This is a genomic window from Lactococcus sp. bn62 (genome assembly GCF_029492705.2).
Lineage (GTDB): Bacteria > Bacillota > Bacilli > Lactobacillales > Streptococcaceae > Lactococcus > Lactococcus petauri.
In genome coordinates, this window is record NZ_CP120417.1 from 1,669,406 (window position 1) to 1,687,081 (window position 17,676).

16 protein-coding genes, 1 tRNA gene and 1 riboswitch are annotated in these 17,676 nt (G+C 35.2%); of the genes, 5 read left to right on the forward strand and 12 right to left on the reverse strand.

Annotation, left to right across the window (positions count from 1 at the left end; all coding sequences use genetic code 11):
* Nucleotides 1-302 precede the first annotated feature (302 nt).
* Entirely contained in the window at nucleotides 303-641 is a 339-nt protein-coding gene (locus tag P3G65_RS08685) for an MmcQ/YjbR family DNA-binding protein (RefSeq protein WP_017370933.1), read from the forward strand.
* Between the two features lie 32 nt (nucleotides 642-673).
* On the opposite strand, the gene P3G65_RS08690 is transcribed toward P3G65_RS08685, so the two are convergent.
* From P3G65_RS08690 to P3G65_RS08730, 9 genes are all read right to left on the reverse strand, one after another.
* Nucleotides 674-747: transfer RNA gene (locus tag P3G65_RS08690), tRNA-Met, on the reverse strand.
* A 172-nt stretch (nucleotides 748-919) separates the two neighbouring features.
* Nucleotides 920-1,120: a cold-shock protein gene (locus P3G65_RS08695; RefSeq protein WP_014025161.1), complete on the reverse strand. Its 201-nt coding sequence runs from the start codon at nucleotides 1,118-1,120 to the stop codon at nucleotides 920-922.
* 662 nt (nucleotides 1,121-1,782) lie between these two features.
* Nucleotides 1,783-2,916, reverse strand: coding sequence for an N-acetyldiaminopimelate deacetylase (locus tag P3G65_RS08700; protein WP_019292828.1), 1,134 nt, complete (start codon nucleotides 2,914-2,916; stop codon nucleotides 1,783-1,785).
* Between the two features lie 23 nt (nucleotides 2,917-2,939).
* Nucleotides 2,940-4,253, reverse strand: coding sequence for an aspartate kinase (locus tag P3G65_RS08705; RefSeq protein WP_003134269.1), 1,314 nt, complete (start codon nucleotides 4,251-4,253; stop codon nucleotides 2,940-2,942).
* Nucleotides 4,250-5,242, reverse strand: a complete 993-nt coding sequence (locus tag P3G65_RS08710) for an aspartate-semialdehyde dehydrogenase (protein WP_284071157.1) — start codon at nucleotides 5,240-5,242, stop codon at nucleotides 4,250-4,252. The genes P3G65_RS08705 and P3G65_RS08710 overlap by 4 nt, the downstream gene beginning before the upstream one ends.
* 165 nt (nucleotides 5,243-5,407) lie before the next feature.
* The gene (gene dapD / locus P3G65_RS08715; RefSeq protein ID WP_003134267.1) at nucleotides 5,408-6,106 is read right to left on the reverse strand and encodes a 2,3,4,5-tetrahydropyridine-2,6-dicarboxylate N-acetyltransferase; all 699 of its coding nucleotides are present in this window, start codon (nucleotides 6,104-6,106) and stop codon (nucleotides 5,408-5,410) included.
* A 93-nt stretch (nucleotides 6,107-6,199) separates the two neighbouring features.
* Nucleotides 6,200-6,910, reverse strand: a complete 711-nt coding sequence (dapB, locus tag P3G65_RS08720) for a 4-hydroxy-tetrahydrodipicolinate reductase (protein ID WP_003134265.1) — start codon at nucleotides 6,908-6,910, stop codon at nucleotides 6,200-6,202.
* Nucleotides 6,910-7,773, reverse strand: coding sequence for a 4-hydroxy-tetrahydrodipicolinate synthase (dapA, locus tag P3G65_RS08725; protein ID WP_003134262.1), 864 nt, complete (start codon nucleotides 7,771-7,773; stop codon nucleotides 6,910-6,912). Before dapA ends, dapB begins: the two co-directional genes overlap by 1 nt.
* A 197-nt stretch (nucleotides 7,774-7,970) precedes the next feature.
* Complete coding sequence (locus tag P3G65_RS08730; protein ID WP_019292827.1) at nucleotides 7,971-9,248, reverse strand: diaminopimelate decarboxylase; 1,278 nt, start codon at nucleotides 9,246-9,248, stop codon at nucleotides 7,971-7,973.
* A 366-nt stretch (nucleotides 9,249-9,614) separates the two neighbouring features.
* Nucleotides 9,615-9,787, reverse strand: a riboswitch (Lysine riboswitch).
* Between the two features lie 265 nt (nucleotides 9,788-10,052).
* On the opposite strand from P3G65_RS08730, the gene P3G65_RS08735 reads away from it, so the two are divergent.
* Nucleotides 10,053-11,216, forward strand: coding sequence for a pyridoxal phosphate-dependent aminotransferase (locus P3G65_RS08735; RefSeq protein ID WP_003134259.1), 1,164 nt, complete (start codon nucleotides 10,053-10,055; stop codon nucleotides 11,214-11,216).
* Nucleotides 11,217-11,369: 153 nt separating this feature from the next.
* Here P3G65_RS08735 and P3G65_RS08740 read toward each other — a convergent pair whose 3' ends face one another.
* From P3G65_RS08740 to P3G65_RS08750, 3 genes are all read right to left on the reverse strand, one after another.
* Nucleotides 11,370-12,770, reverse strand: a complete 1,401-nt coding sequence (locus P3G65_RS08740) for a glutamate decarboxylase (RefSeq protein ID WP_019292826.1) — start codon at nucleotides 12,768-12,770, stop codon at nucleotides 11,370-11,372.
* Between the two features lie 21 nt (nucleotides 12,771-12,791).
* Nucleotides 12,792-14,303 (reverse strand): glutamate:gamma-aminobutyrate antiporter, encoded by a 1,512-nt coding sequence (gadC, locus tag P3G65_RS08745; protein WP_017370980.1) that lies wholly within the window; start codon nucleotides 14,301-14,303, stop codon nucleotides 12,792-12,794.
* A 144-nt stretch (nucleotides 14,304-14,447) separates the two neighbouring features.
* Complete coding sequence (locus P3G65_RS08750; protein WP_284071158.1) at nucleotides 14,448-15,272, reverse strand: Rgg/GadR/MutR family transcriptional regulator; 825 nt, start codon at nucleotides 15,270-15,272, stop codon at nucleotides 14,448-14,450.
* A gap of 493 nt (nucleotides 15,273-15,765) precedes the next feature.
* Here P3G65_RS08750 and P3G65_RS08755 point away from each other — a divergent pair, with 493 nt between their 5' ends.
* The 3 genes from P3G65_RS08755 (at nucleotide 15,766) to P3G65_RS08765 (ending at nucleotide 17,650) form a co-directional block, all read left to right on the forward strand.
* Nucleotides 15,766-16,332, forward strand: a complete 567-nt coding sequence (locus P3G65_RS08755) for a tryptophan transporter (protein ID WP_019292825.1) — start codon at nucleotides 15,766-15,768, stop codon at nucleotides 16,330-16,332.
* Between the two features lie 117 nt (nucleotides 16,333-16,449).
* A complete protein-coding gene (locus tag P3G65_RS08760; protein ID WP_017370982.1) occupies nucleotides 16,450-17,106 on the forward strand; it encodes a CPBP family intramembrane glutamic endopeptidase in 657 nt (218 codons plus the stop codon).
* An 88-nt stretch (nucleotides 17,107-17,194) separates the two neighbouring features.
* Nucleotides 17,195-17,650 (forward strand): MarR family winged helix-turn-helix transcriptional regulator, encoded by a 456-nt coding sequence (locus tag P3G65_RS08765; RefSeq protein WP_034999696.1) that lies wholly within the window; start codon nucleotides 17,195-17,197, stop codon nucleotides 17,648-17,650.
* Nucleotides 17,651-17,676: the final 26 nt, after the last annotated feature.

Genomic DNA, 17,676 nt, shown 5'->3' on the forward strand with positions numbered 1-17,676 from the left:
TAGTCTCATTAACCTAATGATACAAAAAAAACACCATCAAATGAGGTACTTATGAAAAAGATTCGACTCATTTATTCTATTTTCAATAACTTAAATTAAACTAAAAACTACACTGGCAAGGTGTAGTTTCATGATATATATTAACATTTTTTTATTTCTGCCAATAGTATTATATCAAAATATAAATATATTTTGAAAATCTTAGTCACTTATACAAATTCAAAAAAGTAGTCACAAACACAATTAAAACCTCAAAATTTCTCTTAAATAATGATATGATACCAAGCAATAAGGAGATAAAAATGAAAAAACAAGAACTTATCAACTTGGTGTTAAAAATAACGAACTCCTATGAAGACTATCCCTTTAACAATAATAATCGTGAAAAAATACTTTGGACAACCATTAGACAAAAATCTAATAAAAAAATTATAGCTTTAATCTTTGAAAAAGATAACGAACTATTAATTGATTTAAATCTGAGTCCAAAACACGGTGAGGAGGCTAGACAAATAGCAGGAGTATTTCCGGGATACCATATGAATAAAACCCATTGGAATACCATAAATGTGAACAATACTAATCTTACCTATGATGGTCTCATTCAAATGATTAATAAAAGTAATGATCTAACAAAATAAAAAAATCCTGACGAAGTAGAATTTTATTCTAATTGCGGGAGCAGGATTTGAACCTACGACCTTCGGGTTATGAGCCCGACGAGCTACCTAGCTGCTCCATCCCGCGTTAATAAAACAGAAGAAATTTAAATCACTTATTTAAATCACGCTATAACCTAACAAGCTAGATCTTCCGTAGATGTATCCAATTGACTCACTCATTGTAACACACTTTTCTCTCATTCCCTAATTTATACTCCTTGACTACAAAAAAATCACTCTTAGAGTGACTTTTTTAATTATGCTTTATTGATGTTTGTGGCTTGTGGTCCACGTTGACCTTCGCCCATATCAAATGTAACTTTTTCACCTTCTTCAAGTTTTTTGAAGCCGTTACTTTGGATTTCTGAGAAATGTGCAAACACATCTACTCCATCTTCAGCTGTAATGAAGCCAAATCCTTTGGCATCATTAAACCATTTTACTGTTCCTTTTGTCATAGTATATATATTTCCTTTCAACTAGATTGTAAATCATTATGGTTAAAGAAAACATTTAAAAATATATAACTTTGACTAAACTTACTTAGTACATAGTATCACGCTTATTCATTTTTGTCAAATAGACATAAAAAATCTTCGTTCATGAACTAAATGCCAATAGTAAGAAACTCACTGACTTTTAAAATATAATATATAAACAATAAAAATTTCTAATATACTAAAATTATTATATACCCATGTATGTTAAAATATTTGTATAATGCCTAATCATACAGAAAAGAGACATCCGATATGTGAGAGATGCCTCTTTCTGATAAATAATCCAGTTATAGATTACACTATATAGCTAGATATTTTATAAGTCGTAGGAAAGTACAAATTTTTGACATAAGCATCGACCTACAACGAACTTAGTATAACACTAATGTCTCCGATAACATAATGATATAAAAAGTGAGACTTAACTTTATACACACATAATAAAAATCCGTTAAATAACGGTTTTTTATTTTATACATTTATCAATTTTTATTCTGCCCACTTTTTGCCCACTAAAATATTTTTTTGTTATTACTTCTCACTACTAAAGAGGTCATGGTGCATCACTACATATTTGAAGTACAATTGTGCCAATTTAATACCAACAGTTGTAAAGAAATTTATCGAGTATCTAGCCAGGCACTGAGCGCTTCCACTGCAGGTATTATAGCTGCTTCTTTTGGAGACATCTTTTCGTGATGTAAGGGATAATCTGATTGAACACCGAGCCAGAGCATCACACCAGGTACTTTATTTAATAAGTATCCAAAGTCCTCCCCTGTCATCAAGGGGGAAATTTCTGAAAAATTAACTGTTGGCTTTTCTTTCAGAAAAGACATCAGTTGGTCTGCAAGATTTTTATTATTAATAACAGGGAGATAACCTCCTTGTTTTAGTATAATTTCCGCTTGACAGTCAAAGGATTGCGCAATACCTTCAGCGATTTGTGTGATACGTCTTTGTGTTAGTTCGTTCATTTCCTTCGTCAAGGTACGAATTGTTCCGTGAACTTCCGCTTCTTTGGCAATCACGTTATTAGTCATTCCAGCACGCATCTTGCCAAAAGTCACAACAGCATTTTCCATTGGCCCAACATTTCGCGAGATGATTGTCTGCACTTGCGTTACAAAATGACTCACAGCAACTACCATATCATTACTATTCTGGGGGAACGCTGCGTGGCCTCCTTTTCCAGTAAACTTAATACTAACCTCACAAGTTCCTGCAAATAAAGTGTGATTATTCGTTGCTAGTTGTCCAGCAGGTAGTTCTGGATGAACATGAAGTGCATAAAACTCATCCGGTAACCAATCCGCAAAAACGTTTGCCTCATATAAAAGTTTTGCGCCTGAGAGATTTTCTTCAGCGGGCTGAAAAAGAAAAAGACGGTCATTTTTACTTGGCGTTTCAATAGCAATTTTTAATAAACCAAGTGCTACAGCCATGTGTATATCATGTCCACAAGCGTGCATTCTTCCTTGGTGCTTTGAACTGCATTCTAAATTTGTTTCTTCATTAACTGGAAGCCCGTCCATATCTGCACGCCAGCCTATAATTTTGTCTGAGTCAAATCCTGTTATTTTGACCAGAACGGCTGTCTTCCAAGTTCGAATTTTGACATGCTTAACTGCCTGGGTCATTTGCCGTATTTTATCTAATAGATAAGCCTGTGTTTCAAACTCTGCCATACCAAGCTCAGGAATTTCATGCAATTCCCGACGTATTTGAAGCAATTCTTCATTTGTAAAAGGCACTCTACACCTCCTTATTAAGTCCTTTAGGTTGTCAATTCTTCATATAAGGCGACTAAAGCCCTTTGATAATGCTTATTGGCAACACCGATAATGATATTGATTCCACGCGGGCTTTGTGTAATAAGCTCAATATCAATATCTTCTTTAGCAAGTGCTGTAAAAATTTTGTTCGTAACTTTTGCTGAGCGTATAATTTCTTCACCTACAACTGTCAAAAGCGAAATATTTTCTTTGACTGTGACATCATCTGCTTTCAAATCTTTTTTTAGGCGGTCCAGTAAATCAAGCAAAATCTCTTCTACTTCAACCATTTCGACGATAACTCCGATTTGATTGATACCTGTAGGGAGATGTTCAATATTCAAATGATAATCATCAAAAATTTTCAAAGTACGTTGTAAAAAACCAACCTCTGTTGCCATTTGATTTTTGACAATATTAATCGAAACATAGTTTTTTCTGCCTGAAATTCCTGAAACTTGTGTCGTATGCGTACGGTGTTCTGCCAAAATCAAAGTGCCTTCGGCGTCTGGAGCATTCGTATTTTTAATATGCAAAGGAATATTGAGTTCACGAATCGGATAAATCGTCTCAGCATGCAGCACACTTGCCCCCATATAAGACAATTCACTCAACTCTTCATAAGTCAATTCACTGATCGTTGCTGGATTGTTAATAATACGCGGATCTGCCATCATTACACCTGATACATCTGTCCAGTTTTCATATTTATCAGCACCTAAACAGCTTGCCAGAATTGCGCCTGAAATATCTGAACCACCACGACTCAAAAGTTTGATTTTTCCATTTTGGAAAGCACCGTAAAATCCTGGGAGAACAATTCTCTCAATTCCAGAGAATTGTTCCTGCAACAAACGTTTTGACATTTCCAAATTGATACGACCGTTACCTGAAAAGGAAATTACTTCAGCCGCATCAATAAATTGATAGCCCAGATATTCCGCCATTAGATGCGCTGTAAAATACTCGCCACGACTCACCAGATAATCCTCTGTAAATTGACCCGAATCCAGCTCACATTTAAGTTTCTCTAAATGTGATAAGATGTCGTATTTAAGCTGCAATTCTTCTTTGACTGCAACAAATCGAGTGACTAAATTATCCCAAAGTGCTTGGTAAGAAACACCGTGTTTCACATGAGCTGCAATGAGATAGAGCAAGTCGGTAACCTTATCATCAGATGGATTTTTACGTCCAATCGCTGAAACAACGACAATTTTTTTCGTTTCATCTTGGCTGACAATATTTTTTACTTTTTGAAATTGGCTTTCTGTAGATAAGGATGAACCGCCAAATTTTGCAATAGTTAATGTCAAATTAAATTCTCCTGGATCATATGTTCCGCAATTTGAATTGCATTTAATGCTGCGCCTTTACGGATATTATCAGCTACGCAGTAAAAGAGTAAACTGTTTGCTTGCGCCAAATCTTCACGAATACGTCCAACATAAACATTATCATTACCATTTGCGATTGTTGAAACTGGATATTCATGATTTTTAGGGTTATCGATAAGAGTTATACCTTCTTGGTTTGAAAAAACCTCACGAACTTCGCTAAGCGTGAAAGGCTGATCCAATATTACCTGGATACTCACACCGTGACTGTTTATTACTGGAACACGTACACAAGTTGCTGAAACAGCCAACTCTGGCTTATGTAAGATTTTACGTGTTTCATTGACCATTTTCATCTCTTCTTTGGTATATCCATTTTCAAAGAAAACATCAATTTCAGGAAGGGCTGTTTCAGAGATATTATATGGATAAAATTCTGGTGCTTTGCCTTGACGTGTCCGAAGTAAATCGTCACGACCTCTCTGTCCGCTTCCACTTACTGCTTGGAAAGTTGTATAGTTCACTTGTAAAATACCAAAGGCTTTCTCCAAAGCATAAAGCGGTAAAACAGATTGAATCGTTGAACAGTTAGGATTGGCAATGATTTTATTCATTTGCGTATCTTGGATGTTAATTTCTGGGACAACCAGGCCAATTTCAGGTTTTTCACGCCAAACTGATGAGTTATCAATGACAATCAACCCTTTTTCTCGTGCAATTGGGGCAAAATGTTCAGAAGTATCTCCGCCAGCACTAAAAAGGGCAATATCATAACCATTAAATGAATCAGCCGTTAATTCTTCAACTACGTATTCTTGACCCGCAAAAGACAAAACTGAACCTGCTGAACGACTTGAGGCTAATAATTTCAAATTTTTAATTGGGAAATTTCTTTGTTCTAAAATATCGAGAAAAGTACGACCAACAAGTCCAGTTGCACCCACAACACATATATTATATTTTTTCATTTTTATCCTTTCTTCTTTGGATATAAGATACTCGAAGATAAAGTTCGTACACTCTAAAGTTAAATAACTTTGGTGCTATTTGAAGTGCATGGACGATATACTCCATTTATTAATAGCGTACGAAGCATCATGTATGTTGATAAATAGTCTATCCTTATGGCAATTTTACAAATTTCTCAACGCTTCTTCCAGTGCAGTTTTTTGCTGTGTTTGGGCATCAATTTTCTTGATAATACGGGCTGGCACACCAGCAACAACTACATTTTCAGGAACATCTTGTGTCACAATAGCACCGGCCGCAACAACTGAACCTGAACCAACTTGTACACCTTCAATAACCACTGCATTTGCACCCACAAGTACATTATCCCCAATACGCACAGGCACAGATGAAGCTGGTTCAATAACTCCAGCAAGTACTGCGCCTGCACCAATATGGGAATTTTTACCAACTGTTGCACGTCCTCCTAGAACAGCACCCATATCAATCATTGTACCAGCCCCAATTTCAGCACCTATATTAATAATTGCTCCCATCATGATTACTGCATGATCACCAATTACGACATGTTCACGGATAATTGCGCCTGGCTCGATACGTCCATTGACATCGCGAATATCAAGCAAGGGTACAGCTGAATTGCGGCTATCAAGCTCCACAATATAATCTTTATTTTCAGTCATGTCAGCCAAAAGCGGTTGAATCAAACTCCAATCCCCAAACAAAGTATTGCTGATTTTGATGATTTCTTTTGATATTTGACCTGTCAATTGACCTTCAAAAGTTACTTTAACTGTTGTTTTTTTCTCAGCATTTCCAATATATTGAATAATTTCTTGAGCCGAAATTTTTTGTACTTCCATAAATCTCCTTCTTGTGAGTAATCCTATAAAAACTAAGTTTTTTAAGGAATATCCAAAATTTATTTTATTGTTTCTCTTCTATAAAAATAGGACTTAATTCACTCCGTCTTTTCCAAAAAGAACTTCCTCCATTGAATACATCCCACTTTCTTGATGAATAAGCCAATTCATCCCTGTGATCGCCCCTTTTACAAAAATCATTTTCGAAAGAGCTTCATGCTTAATCGTAAGAAGTTCGTCCCTTCCTGCAAATATTACTTCATGTTCACCAACGATTGTCCCCCCTCGAACAGCATGTACTCCAATCTCTTTCTTCTCACGTGGCTTTATACCTGAACGTCCATGAACAACTTTATAGTCCAATGTTTCATTGATACTGTCAAGCAACATCTTTGCCGTACCAGATGGTGCATCTATTTTTTTATTATGATGTTTTTCAATGATTTCAATATCAAAACTGTCCGATAAAATATAGGTCATTTCTTTGACTAAACGATTCATCAAGATAACTCCAATACTAAAATTGCCACTAAATAATACAGGCATTTTTTCAGAAAGGTGATCAATTGTTACCTTTTGTATGTCGTCAAAGCCTGTTGTGGCAATAACTGTGGCTGTTGGATGCTTTTCTAGATATTTAGCAAGATTATTGAGATTCTCAGGGTGTGAAAAATCAATGATCACATCGAATTTTTCTTCTGGAATATCCTTTGTTAAGGATACGACTGTTAATTCATGCTCTTTTTCTAGCTCTGCCGCAAGCAGCCCGCCCATTGTACCTGTTCCAATTTGTAAAACTTTCATTATAAAATCTCCAATTCTTTAAGAAGTTGAATTTTTGCCGTTTCGGATGGCTCGTCAAGTGGCAACCGAACAGAACCGACATTATAACCGAGTTGATTCATCACAAATTTGACCGGAATTGGATTTGCTTCTATAAATAAGCTGTCAATCAAGTTCAAATATTTTTGTTGCAGACTCAAAGAATGAGCTGGGTTGGTCGCAAAAGTTTCGATTAACTCCTTAACTACATCTGGCATGAAGTTAGCCCAAACACTGATTACACCCGAAGCGCCTAAACTCAGGCATGGAACTATCATATCGTCATTACCACTATATAATGCAAAATTATTAGAAAGATAGCGGCTAATTTTTTCCACATAGGCAATATCGCCTGATGCTTCTTTTAAGCCTGTAATATTCGGGTGTTTCGCCAATACTTCTACGGCTTCAACAGAAAGATTCACTCCTGTTCTACCTGGTGCATTGTACATGATAATCGGAATATCGACAGACTCCGCAATCTTAGTAAAATGCTTTAACATCCCTGTTTCATTGGTTTTATTATAATAAGGGGTAATCACAAGCAAACTATCCGCACCTAACTTTTCAAATGCTTGAGCAAATTCCACTGCTTGTGCTGTGTTATTACTTCCTGCTCCAACATTGATATGAATACGTCCAGCAACCTGTTTAACTACAAACTCAACGATTGCTTTTTTCTCCTCAAAGCTAATCGTCGGTGCTTCTCCTGTTGTGCCTAAAATAGAAATAGCCGCACTTCCATGGCTAATCTGAAATTCAATCAGCTCAGCTAATTTTTCAAAATTTATAGAATTATCATCATTAAAGGGCGTGATGAGCGCCACAATTGAACCTTTAAGCATTATTTTCTCCTGTAGATTTATTTCAGAAACCTTTGATGAGTGTTGCGATAGAAGAAAAGGAAACTACTCATCGTATAATTTTCTTTCTCTTGAAAATCATCTCCTCTTCGCCTTGTTTTTACTCCACTCCTTTAATTTGTATCCAAATATTATTTATGATTTTATCAATGGTTAGAAGTAAAAGCTTTTACAAGCGTTCACCAGCTAATTCCCGGTAAGATTTCAAACTCAAAGCCATCCAATGTTGCAAAATAGTCTTCAGGTCGCTCTGCCCGTCGAATCATACGCGTGCTCCCATCTTGCTGAAGCAATAATTCGGAACTTCGTAATTTTGCATTATACTGATATCCCATCGAAAAACCATGCGCACCTGTGTCATGAATGACTAATAGGTCTCCCTCATCAATCACAGGAAGTTCGCGCTGCCTGGCAAATTTATCATTGTTTTCACATAATGAACCAGTCACGTCAACAATTTCTTTCACTTTATCTTCCTCCTTTCCTATAACAGTAATATGATGATAAGCATCATAAAATGCTGGTCTCATCAGATTAACTGCGCTCGCATCCACACCAATATACGTCCGATATGTTTGCTTTCTATGCAAGACACGTGTGACCAGTAAGCCATGAGGCGCCAACATAAAGCGTCCAAGTTCCGTATAAATTTTGACTTCCCCTAGGCCATTGGCAGTTAGAACTTCATCATAAACACGATGTACTCCTTCGCCGATGACAGCAATATCGTTAGGAGCTTCATCTGGACGATAATTAACGCCGATACCACCAGAAAGATTTATAAAATCAAGAGAAACGCCTGTTTTTTCACGAATTTTAAGTGCTAATTCAAATAATTGCTGTGCTAATTTTGGATAATACTCATTTGTCACAGTATTTGAAGCCAAAAAGCTATGCATTCCAAATTTCTTCACACCCAACTTTTGCAAATCTCTAATTCCCTGAATTAGTTGGGCTTTTGTCATTCCAAATTTTGATTCTTCAGGATTATCCATAATTTTGGTACCCATTGTAAAAACTCCACCAGGGTTATAGCGTAAGCTCATTGTTTCGGGAAATTCAAATCCTGCCAATGTGGATAAAAATTCAATATGGTTGTATGCATCAATATTAATCGTAGCCCCTAGCTTTTTGGCTAATAAAAATTCTTCAGCTGGAGTGTCATTTGATGAAAACATAATTTCAGACTTATCAAAACCACATTTATTTGCCAGTATAAGTTCAACATAGCTCGCGCAATCAGCTCCACAGCCTTCTTCTTGCAAAATTTTCAAAATTGCAGGCGTTGGTGTAGCTTTTACCGCAAAGAATTCTTTGAAACCTTTATTCCAAGAAAATGCTGTGTTTAGCGCCCTTGCTTTTTCACGAATTCCGTGCTCGTCATACAAATGAAATGGTGTCGGAAATTCTGCAGTAATTTTATCTAATTGATTTTTAGTAATAAATGGTACTTTCATTTCATACTCCTGTGGACTTGCTATGCAAATCTTTATCTGAAGATTTCGGTGATTTCAATGCTCTGGAGGGTTGTCAAAAATTGTAACTGAAAGAAGGAAGATTTTACTTTTAGTCTACCAAATGATATTTTTTCCCATCTCAATCTTTAACTCTGTCTCCAGTGCCCTTTGACCACTGATATAATGAGTTTCGATGTAAGAAGCAGAGTTTTTCTTATTCGTTGACTCGCTAAAACATTATTCTATCGTTGTCGCGCTTCAACCTGCAAACTCACATCATATAAAAACAAAAGGCACTTGTAAGTACAAGCGCCTTTTATGTCGTCATGAAAATAGAGTTAAAAAAGAATTCTATATTATTCGGTTCGATCACTTAGCGCCAGACTTATTCAAGTCCGAGTGGTATAGGTGTTTCCTATACCCCCACGCTAGCCAGATACCTCTGTTGCTAACGTTCGGCAATGATTACCTTTCGTACACGGTCGTCGGATGCCTCCTCTCGTGTAGTACTCATTTGCATTGCTACCTCTAATTTATTTTTCACAATTATAATATTTTCAGTATTGTTTGTCAATTGAAAACTTTTCAAATTTTTAGTATTGACTTATTTTTTTCTTTAAAACTGCTTTAAATCAAGGTTTACAAGGTGTATTTTTTATCTGAACTTCCGAATCTCCAAAATATTTTGCAACATTGTTTTGTGAATTTTTAAAATAAAATGCTATAATACAAATTTAAAACGACGAATATACGGAGTTTTTGCTTGAAGCCAACTTTAACTATTGACCTGCGGAGGTGCTATGTATGGATTTATCAAATAAATTTAACACTAATCTTGGAAAAATTGAAATTTCTAAAATTCGTGAATTTGATCAGGAAATCTCCAAAATACCGAATGTTTTGAAATTAACACTTGGTGAACCAGATTTTCCGACACCTGAACATATCAAAAAAGCTGCAATTGATGCGATTGATGCCGATGAAAGTCATTATACTGGCATGCGTGGCCTGATTGAACTCCGTCATGCAGCCAGTCAATTTGTAGCTGAAAAATACAATTTACATTACGATGCTGAAACAGAAATTTTGACCACAGTTGGTGTCACAGAGGCGATTGCTACTTGTCTCCTTTCAATTATTGAACCTGGCGATAAAGTTCTAATCCCAGCACCTGCTTACTCAGGTTATGCGCCTGTAGTAAGCTTAGCTGGCGGTCAATTGGTCGAGATTGATACCACAACTGATAAATTTGTCTTAACTCCTGAAAAACTTGAGCAAGTATTGAACGAAACCGAGAATATCAAGGCTATCATCCTTAATTATCCTTCAAATCCAACGGGCATAACTTACACTCATGCCCAACTTAAAACACTTGCTGAAATCATCAAAAAACATGAAATTTTTGTCCTTTCTGACGAAGTTTATTCTGAAATTAACTATAGCCAACATGTACATACTTCTATTTCGACCTTTTTACGTGATCAAACTTTTGTACTTAATGGCCTTTCAAAATCACATGCGATGACGGGTTGGCGAATGGGGCTGATTTTTGCACAAAAATACTTGATTGATCAGCTTGTAAAAACACACCAATATCTGGTTACTTCTGCCTCAACACAATCGCAATGGGCAGCAGTTGAAGCTCTGAGTAAAGGAAAAAATGATGCTGAGCTAATGAAAGCCGAATACCTCAAACGGCGGGATTACATTATTGAGAAGATGACTGAACTTGGCTTTGAAATTATCAAGCCAGACGGGGCTTTCTATATTTTTGCCAAAATTCCAGCAGAATATAACAGCAATTCTTTTGAATTTTTATATGATTTTGCAAAGAAAAAACATGTAGCATTCATTCCAGGCTCAGCCTTTGGCCAATATGGTGAAGGTTATGTCCGTTTGTCCTATGCAGCTTCAATGGAAGTGATTAAGATTGCTATGGAGAGATTGAAAGAATATCTTTCGGAATAACTTACTATTATGGTTGTGCTATACTCAGAGTTTATCTTTGCTTTAATGTAAACCTTCTCAAAAAAGACGAGATTTTTCTCGTCTTTTTTGTTATGTATTCATTCTTGTTATTAATTAACGAAAATAGGTTTGGCTTGTAAAAAAGAGATTGTTTTAATGTGTAAATCCATATACTTTATTTTTAGGATTATTATGGTATTTAAGATGTGCCTTATTCAAAAATTCAATAGCTTCTTGCATATCTTGCACGTAATTGTATGCCATATTCATTCCAAAATCCGCTCGAATTACTATCCGTTGTATAATATTATCCTCTAAGTTTTTTGGTAAAGGATAGGCTGGCACTTGCCATCCTTTCATTAATAAACGATCGGCTAAGTCGTATAAATCCCAGTCACAATTTCTGTCTTCTCTTAATTTATAGCATACAATTGGAAGTTGTGAACCATCATTTACAATTTCAAATAAACCTGTTTTTTCAATTGATTTTGCTAAATACATCGCTACTTTATGCGTTCTTTCATGTATAGCTTTGTATCCATCAAAACCATAGCGTACAAAATTATAATATTGTCCTATCAGCTGAGCCGCGCTATGAGAAAAGTTAATAGCCATGGTTGGTAATTCTCCTCCAAGATAGCTTACTTTAAAAATTAACTCCTCTGGTAAATATTTCTTATCACGCCATAATACCCAACCTACTCCAGGATAAACGAGACCGTACTTATGACCTGATGTATTGATGGAAATGACATTTTTTAATCGAAAATCCCACTTAAGATGTGGTTCAACAAATGGTGCATAAAGTCCACCTGAAGCAGCATCTACGTGTATGTACACTTTATAATCTGTACGTTTGTTGTGTTCTTCAACTAACTTATCAAGAGCCTTGATATCGTCATATCTTCCTGTATACGTAATCCCCATAATCCCCACAATACCAATAGTATATTCATCAACATAATCCATAACCTTGTCTAGATTAATTGACATGTGGTTTTTGTCCATCGGTACTTCACGCATTTCAATATCCCAATATACACAGAATTTTTCCCAACAAACTTGATACCCAGAAGAAATAACGAGATTTGGTTTTTTAGCATTAATGTCCAAGCCTAACTTTTCTGCTCGTTTACGCCAAGAGAATTTCATTGCCATTCCTCCCAACATACAAGCTTCTGAAGAACCAATTGTTGATGTTCCCATAAACTGTTCGTTTTCACTTGCATTCCAAAGGTCAGCAATCATATTTACACAACGGTTTTCGATTTCGGTTGTTCTTGGATATTCTGATTTATCTATTGCATTTTTCTCAAGAGTTTGACTCATTAGTTTTACTGCTTCAGGTTCCATGTATGTTTGACAAAAAGTGGCTAAGTTCAACCGCGCATTCCCTTCATCTAGCATCTCATCTTGAACTAATTGATAAGCTACCCGAGGTTCGATCGATTTTCTCCCTAATTTATATTTGGGCAAATCAACTTGTTCACTTTCGGAGCCAAATATTGGTTCTAAAAATTCTGCCTCATCACGATTTTCTTTTCCATATAACATATTTACATCCTCCAATTTTCTTTAATGTTTTAATATATGTTCTTCATTCTTTACAATATGATGCTCCCCTCGAGCTGCCGGATAAACGGCTGGATTCACTTCTCCTGCTTTGAAGTGAATTGGTTCTTCAAGAGATCCATGACTCTTTTTATCATGTAGTTCATAAATAACAAATGGTAAGATTACTGTAACAGCAAAGCTTATAAGTAATATCATTTGATAAGTTCGTGTCTCACTTTGAGCAATTGATTCCGGTGGGACAAAAGAAATTAATAAAGCAAACAGAGATAATAATAACCCTACTCCTGCAATAATTGATTTGCCTATCATTTTTCCTGGAACATTATATGTTCGTTTTAAATTCTTTTTCTTGTAGATTAAGACGAAATAGCCTAAGAAAAATAGTAGATAACCAACCAAATAGATAACTACAGTCAAAGAAATTGCTACCAAAAAGGACAAGTTATTGCCGCCACCACCAAAGGTTAAAATCGCTCCCCAAAGAGTCACGATGACACCTTGAATCATAACTAAAGGCACGGGAACATCATGGGTATTCGTTTTTCGTAAAAATTTTGGAAGTAATCCACGTTGCGCTGCTGCAAACATTCCTCGAGAAGGCCCAACTACCCATGAGCTTACTTCTCCCATTACTCCAAACGCAATCATTATTGCAATTATTTTGACCAACCAACTTAAGTGGTTATTAAAATGTAAAATCAGCGTTTGAAAAGTCTGAATCACACCAGCGCTTAAAGATAACTCTTTTTGAGGTATTACTGCAGCCACTGTAAAGCCCCCAAGGGCATCTAAAGAAATAGCTAATATTACTAATAAAACCATTGCTAAAGGATAATTTCTTTTTGGATTTTCTAACTCATTGATATGAGAAGCTGAAGCTTCAACTCCCATATAAGCTAAAATAAACGAAACAAAAACTACCAATGTTGAAAGCTGTGAAAAATCTGGAATAAAAGCTGCCTTATTGATGGGGATTTCTATAGGATTTCCTCCTACAAAATAAGCTACTGCTAATACAAATAAGATAATGGATGGAATTACAATCCCGATTATAAATCCCGCTTTTACTAATTTTGCAGTGCGCTGAGTCCCACCTAATTGTGAAAAAGTCAGTCCCCAAAAAATGACCAGCAAGCCTATAAATTTAATGAGTGGATCTGAGTTTAAAGCTTCAAAATTTAATACGTATGAAAGTGCTCCTAAGATAAAGTATATCATTGTTACAAATCCAACTGTAATTTGAAACCATTGGAAAAAAATTGCCGCAAATCCAAAACGCTCTCCTAAAGTTTGGCTCACCCAGCTGAAAATGCCTCCATTTTTCCACCCTTCAACTGTGGACATTTCTGCAGCACATAGGGCAACTGGTAAAAACCATAGTATTCCGCCTAGTAGTAAAAAGAAAACTAAGTGCAATTTAGAAGTGGCAAAGGTCGGATACTCATATACGGTCAAAACCATTGAAGCAGTTAAAGCAAAGAATCCGAATAATGTTAATTTTTTTTGATTCATCATACTTCCTTAAAATATGGGGCAACAATTTTCAAAATAATTGTTGCCCAAATCTAGTTTTCATCTCCTTTCTATATCAAGTATATTCTCTTAAAAATAAAAAAACTCTCTGTATCTGTTGCTTTAAAGCAACAGATACAGAGATTAATTTTTTAAAAACTTTTCCAACCTTCTTTGATAAAATTCTTTCAATCGTAAACCTCCAAATTCCTCCAAAGCTCCCAGAGCACAATTAATTTTTTTACGTCCTAAATCCTTATCTTCAAAGTTAAAAATAACAATTCCTGTTGCCAGATGCCTTAAAACTTCAGCATATAAATCCACTCCCATTTCCCGATATTTTTTGGTAATTTCTAATATATTTTCAGCTTCACTTCTTTCCCCATGCGCTGCAAAAATAGCCGCACTTTGATACGCAATCTGTAATAATCTTCGTCTGTACTTTAATAATCGACAATATTTTTCACACCTTTTGTCAAAATTGGCCAGAAGATTTTCCAGCTGATCAATATCAATATGATCTGAGACAAAATAAAATAATGTGAGCTCAAAATAGCCCCATTCTTTAACATTACAAAGATAATTTTCATTCTCTCTCACTTCCAGGGGACTTATATTTTCAAGTCGAGTTTTTGCAGCAAGTGACAACATATGTTTTCCTGCTTCACGCGCCTCAAGATATAACTTTTGAATTTTATTTAGATCTTGACTAAAGTCCGCTTCTTCTAGTTCCAACAAGAAAAAATCTTGATAATTGGGCATAAAGTTATTTACAATTAATTCGTACTCTGCTAAGGGGACTTGCATCTCTTCTAACATCAAGTCAACGCGCTCAAAACTCATCATACTTTGCCCTCTTTCAAATCGAGATAAATTTGCTCTATTTATTCCAATCTTACTAAAATATGAGAGTCCCAAATTCTTTTGGTTCCTTAACTTTTTAAAACAATCTCCATATTTTTTATACACAGTTAATGACCTCCTAATTTTGTTTTTAACGTTATGATAAATAACAATAATTACATTTATGCCTAAAAAAATATGCACGTGAAATTATAACTCATTTACAAGTTGGTCGTCAAATATATACTCAATTAAGGCTATCAGGCATAGGTTTTTATGTTCAAAAAACTTCCTTTTAAATCTCTATATGGCGAAATTAATTTATCTCTGTGAGTTCAAAGCATTGACAGTTTTCTTAGAAAATGATATTATTACTCCTAATAAAAACGAAAGGAGCTGTACAACCAATGATCAACTGTTATTCTACTCAACTTTGGCAAAGATACAGGTGTATGTATGGCTTCTAACTGAAGAAAACCATAGATACAAATTTTAGTGTACTTTCTAAAACCTGTATCTATGCTCAAATTGGATGATTAAAGCATAGAAGTTTCTATGCTTTTTTTGTGTTATAGAAAGTACTCTGCCTTATCATTAAAAACTAGAAAGAGGAACTTTTATGAATCAAAAAAACAAATCATCAAATACTATTACACTTACTCCAATCTTCATTATACTTGGTCAAATTTTGAATATTATCACTCCCAGTATCGCTGGAATTATTCGCCCGGACTTTTCCTTGGCCTTTTTATTCCTCTGTATAATGATTAAACCTACACTCAAACAAGTTTTCTTGGCAAGCGGTCTTGTTATCCTTACTTCCATGATTCTTGGTGGTAATCCGATTTTCCAGCTGCCAGCTGCTTTTGACCGTACCCTGTCAGCCTTGGCATGCTTACTCTTATATAGGTTAGTCCTAAGAATTTCTCCCAAATTATTTTTAGCTAAAATAGGGGTAATCTATTTCCTCGCCACATTGATAAGTGGTTGCGTGTATGTTTTTGCTGTATATCTTTTGGGAACTTTACTTCACATTTCGGAGCTTATGGTTGTCTTTAAAATGGGCCTTCCTGTTCTTTTAATTACGATTTTTTCTACGGCATTTATCAATTATTTCCTGGGAATTTTGCTCTACAAACTTGTTTCAACACTTTCCAAAGGAAAATATCTTTTCGCCGTTTCTTAATGAGATATGAAAAAGACTTCTCTCTATAAAAACATAAACAATTTAATTGGTATAGACTTTATGCTATGTTAAAATATCTGAGGCGAATCGCCAATTCAAACAAGGAGGTCTATACTTTTGAATTTTTTACGTGATAATAAAAGAGAATTCATTGTATTAACTATATATATTTTATTTGTCCCCTTCCAACTTGGAATGATCCCCTTACTCTTTCTATCTGAGTTAGCTCAGACAAATTGGGTAGAATCTGATTTTTTAAACTTCGCAGTTGGTATAACAGTCTCTGCACTGACAGCACTTATTCTCTTCCGAAAAGAATTAAGAGAAAGTTTTGGCTATTTTAAGGAGCATTCCTTATGGAAAATTTTAAGCCTCCCCTTATGGATGGCAGCGATACTTTTGGTGGAATCTCTGGCTCAAGGTATTTATGGAAAGGGATTAAACCCTGAAAATCAAGCTGCTCTCTCTGAAATGAGTAAGCAAATCCCTTTATTCTTCACCATCCTTATTCTTGGTGTTTTAGGACCCATCATTGAAGAGATTATCTTTCGCCATATCTTCCTTAATAGACTCTCAAATTATACAGGAACACTAATTGCAGTCCTTGTTTCTACTGGTTTATTCACCGTTATGCATATGCAGCAACCTATGGATTTTGTCCTCTATGCACCTGGAGCAATGCTTTTAGCTTTAGCTTATTTAAGCTCTCATCGTTCCTTAATTTTTGTTATTTGTCTTCATATGTTGAATAATATTTTAGGCTTATTAAGTTAAGGTATTTATTATATATAACCAAATAGTTGCAAACGCAACTATTTTATTTTATAATCAATACATCCTCTTCCATGAAAGGAGAAATACTATTCAAAATAATATTTTAAGAGATATTGGTACTATAGCACGCGCCTTAGATTCTATCAGTAATATTGAATTCAAGGAGCTGAAACTTGCAAAAGGACAATACCTCTACCTCAGTCGTATTTTTGAAAATCCTGGAATTAATCAACAACAAATTTCTGAACTTTTATGTGTCGATAAGAGTACAGCAAGTCGTGCTATCAATCAATTGGTAGAAAAAAAACTTATAAAAAAAGTTGAAGATACTGGAAACAAAAAAAATAAACTATTATATGTTACTTCTCATGGCAAAGAAGTTTACCCTATCTTAAACAGAGAGCTTCACTATTCTACTCAAGTTGCCTTATCCGGTCTTAATGCACAGGAGATTACTCAAGTAGAGAATTTACTCGGAAAAATCAGTCAAAATATCGTGGATAACTGGATCGATGTTAAAAAAGGAAAGAAACGAATCTACTAAAAGGAGTTGGTGTGAATATTAGAATT

Coding starts and splice junctions, on each gene's coding strand:
- P3G65_RS08685 (WP_017370933.1), top strand. CDS start 303: ATGAAAAAACAAGAACTTATCAACTTGGTGTTAAAAATAACGAACTCC.
- P3G65_RS08755 (WP_019292825.1), top strand. CDS start 15,766: ATGAATCAAAAAAACAAATCATCAAATACTATTACACTTACTCCAATC.
- gadC (WP_017370980.1), bottom strand. CDS start 14,303: ATGAATCAAAAAAAATTAACATTATTCGGATTCTTTGCTTTAACTGCT.
- dapD (WP_003134267.1), bottom strand. CDS start 6,106: ATGGAAGTACAAAAAATTTCGGCTCAAGAAATTATTCAATATATTGGA.
- dapA (WP_003134262.1), bottom strand. CDS start 7,773: ATGCTTAAAGGTTCAATTGTGGCGCTCATCACGCCCTTTAATGATGAT.
- dapB (WP_003134265.1), bottom strand. CDS start 6,910: ATGAAAGTTTTACAAATTGGAACAGGTACAATGGGCGGGCTGCTTGCG.
- P3G65_RS08710 (WP_284071157.1), bottom strand. CDS start 5,242: ATGAAAAAATATAATATATGTGTTGTGGGTGCAACTGGACTTGTTGGT.
- P3G65_RS08740 (WP_019292826.1), bottom strand. CDS start 12,770: ATGTTATATGGAAAAGAAAATCGTGATGAGGCAGAATTTTTAGAACCA.
- P3G65_RS08735 (WP_003134259.1), top strand. CDS start 10,053: ATGGATTTATCAAATAAATTTAACACTAATCTTGGAAAAATTGAAATT.
- P3G65_RS08730 (WP_019292827.1), bottom strand. CDS start 9,248: ATGAAAGTACCATTTATTACTAAAAATCAATTAGATAAAATTACTGCA.
- P3G65_RS08695 (WP_014025161.1), bottom strand. CDS start 1,120: ATGACAAAAGGAACAGTAAAATGGTTTAATGATGCCAAAGGATTTGGC.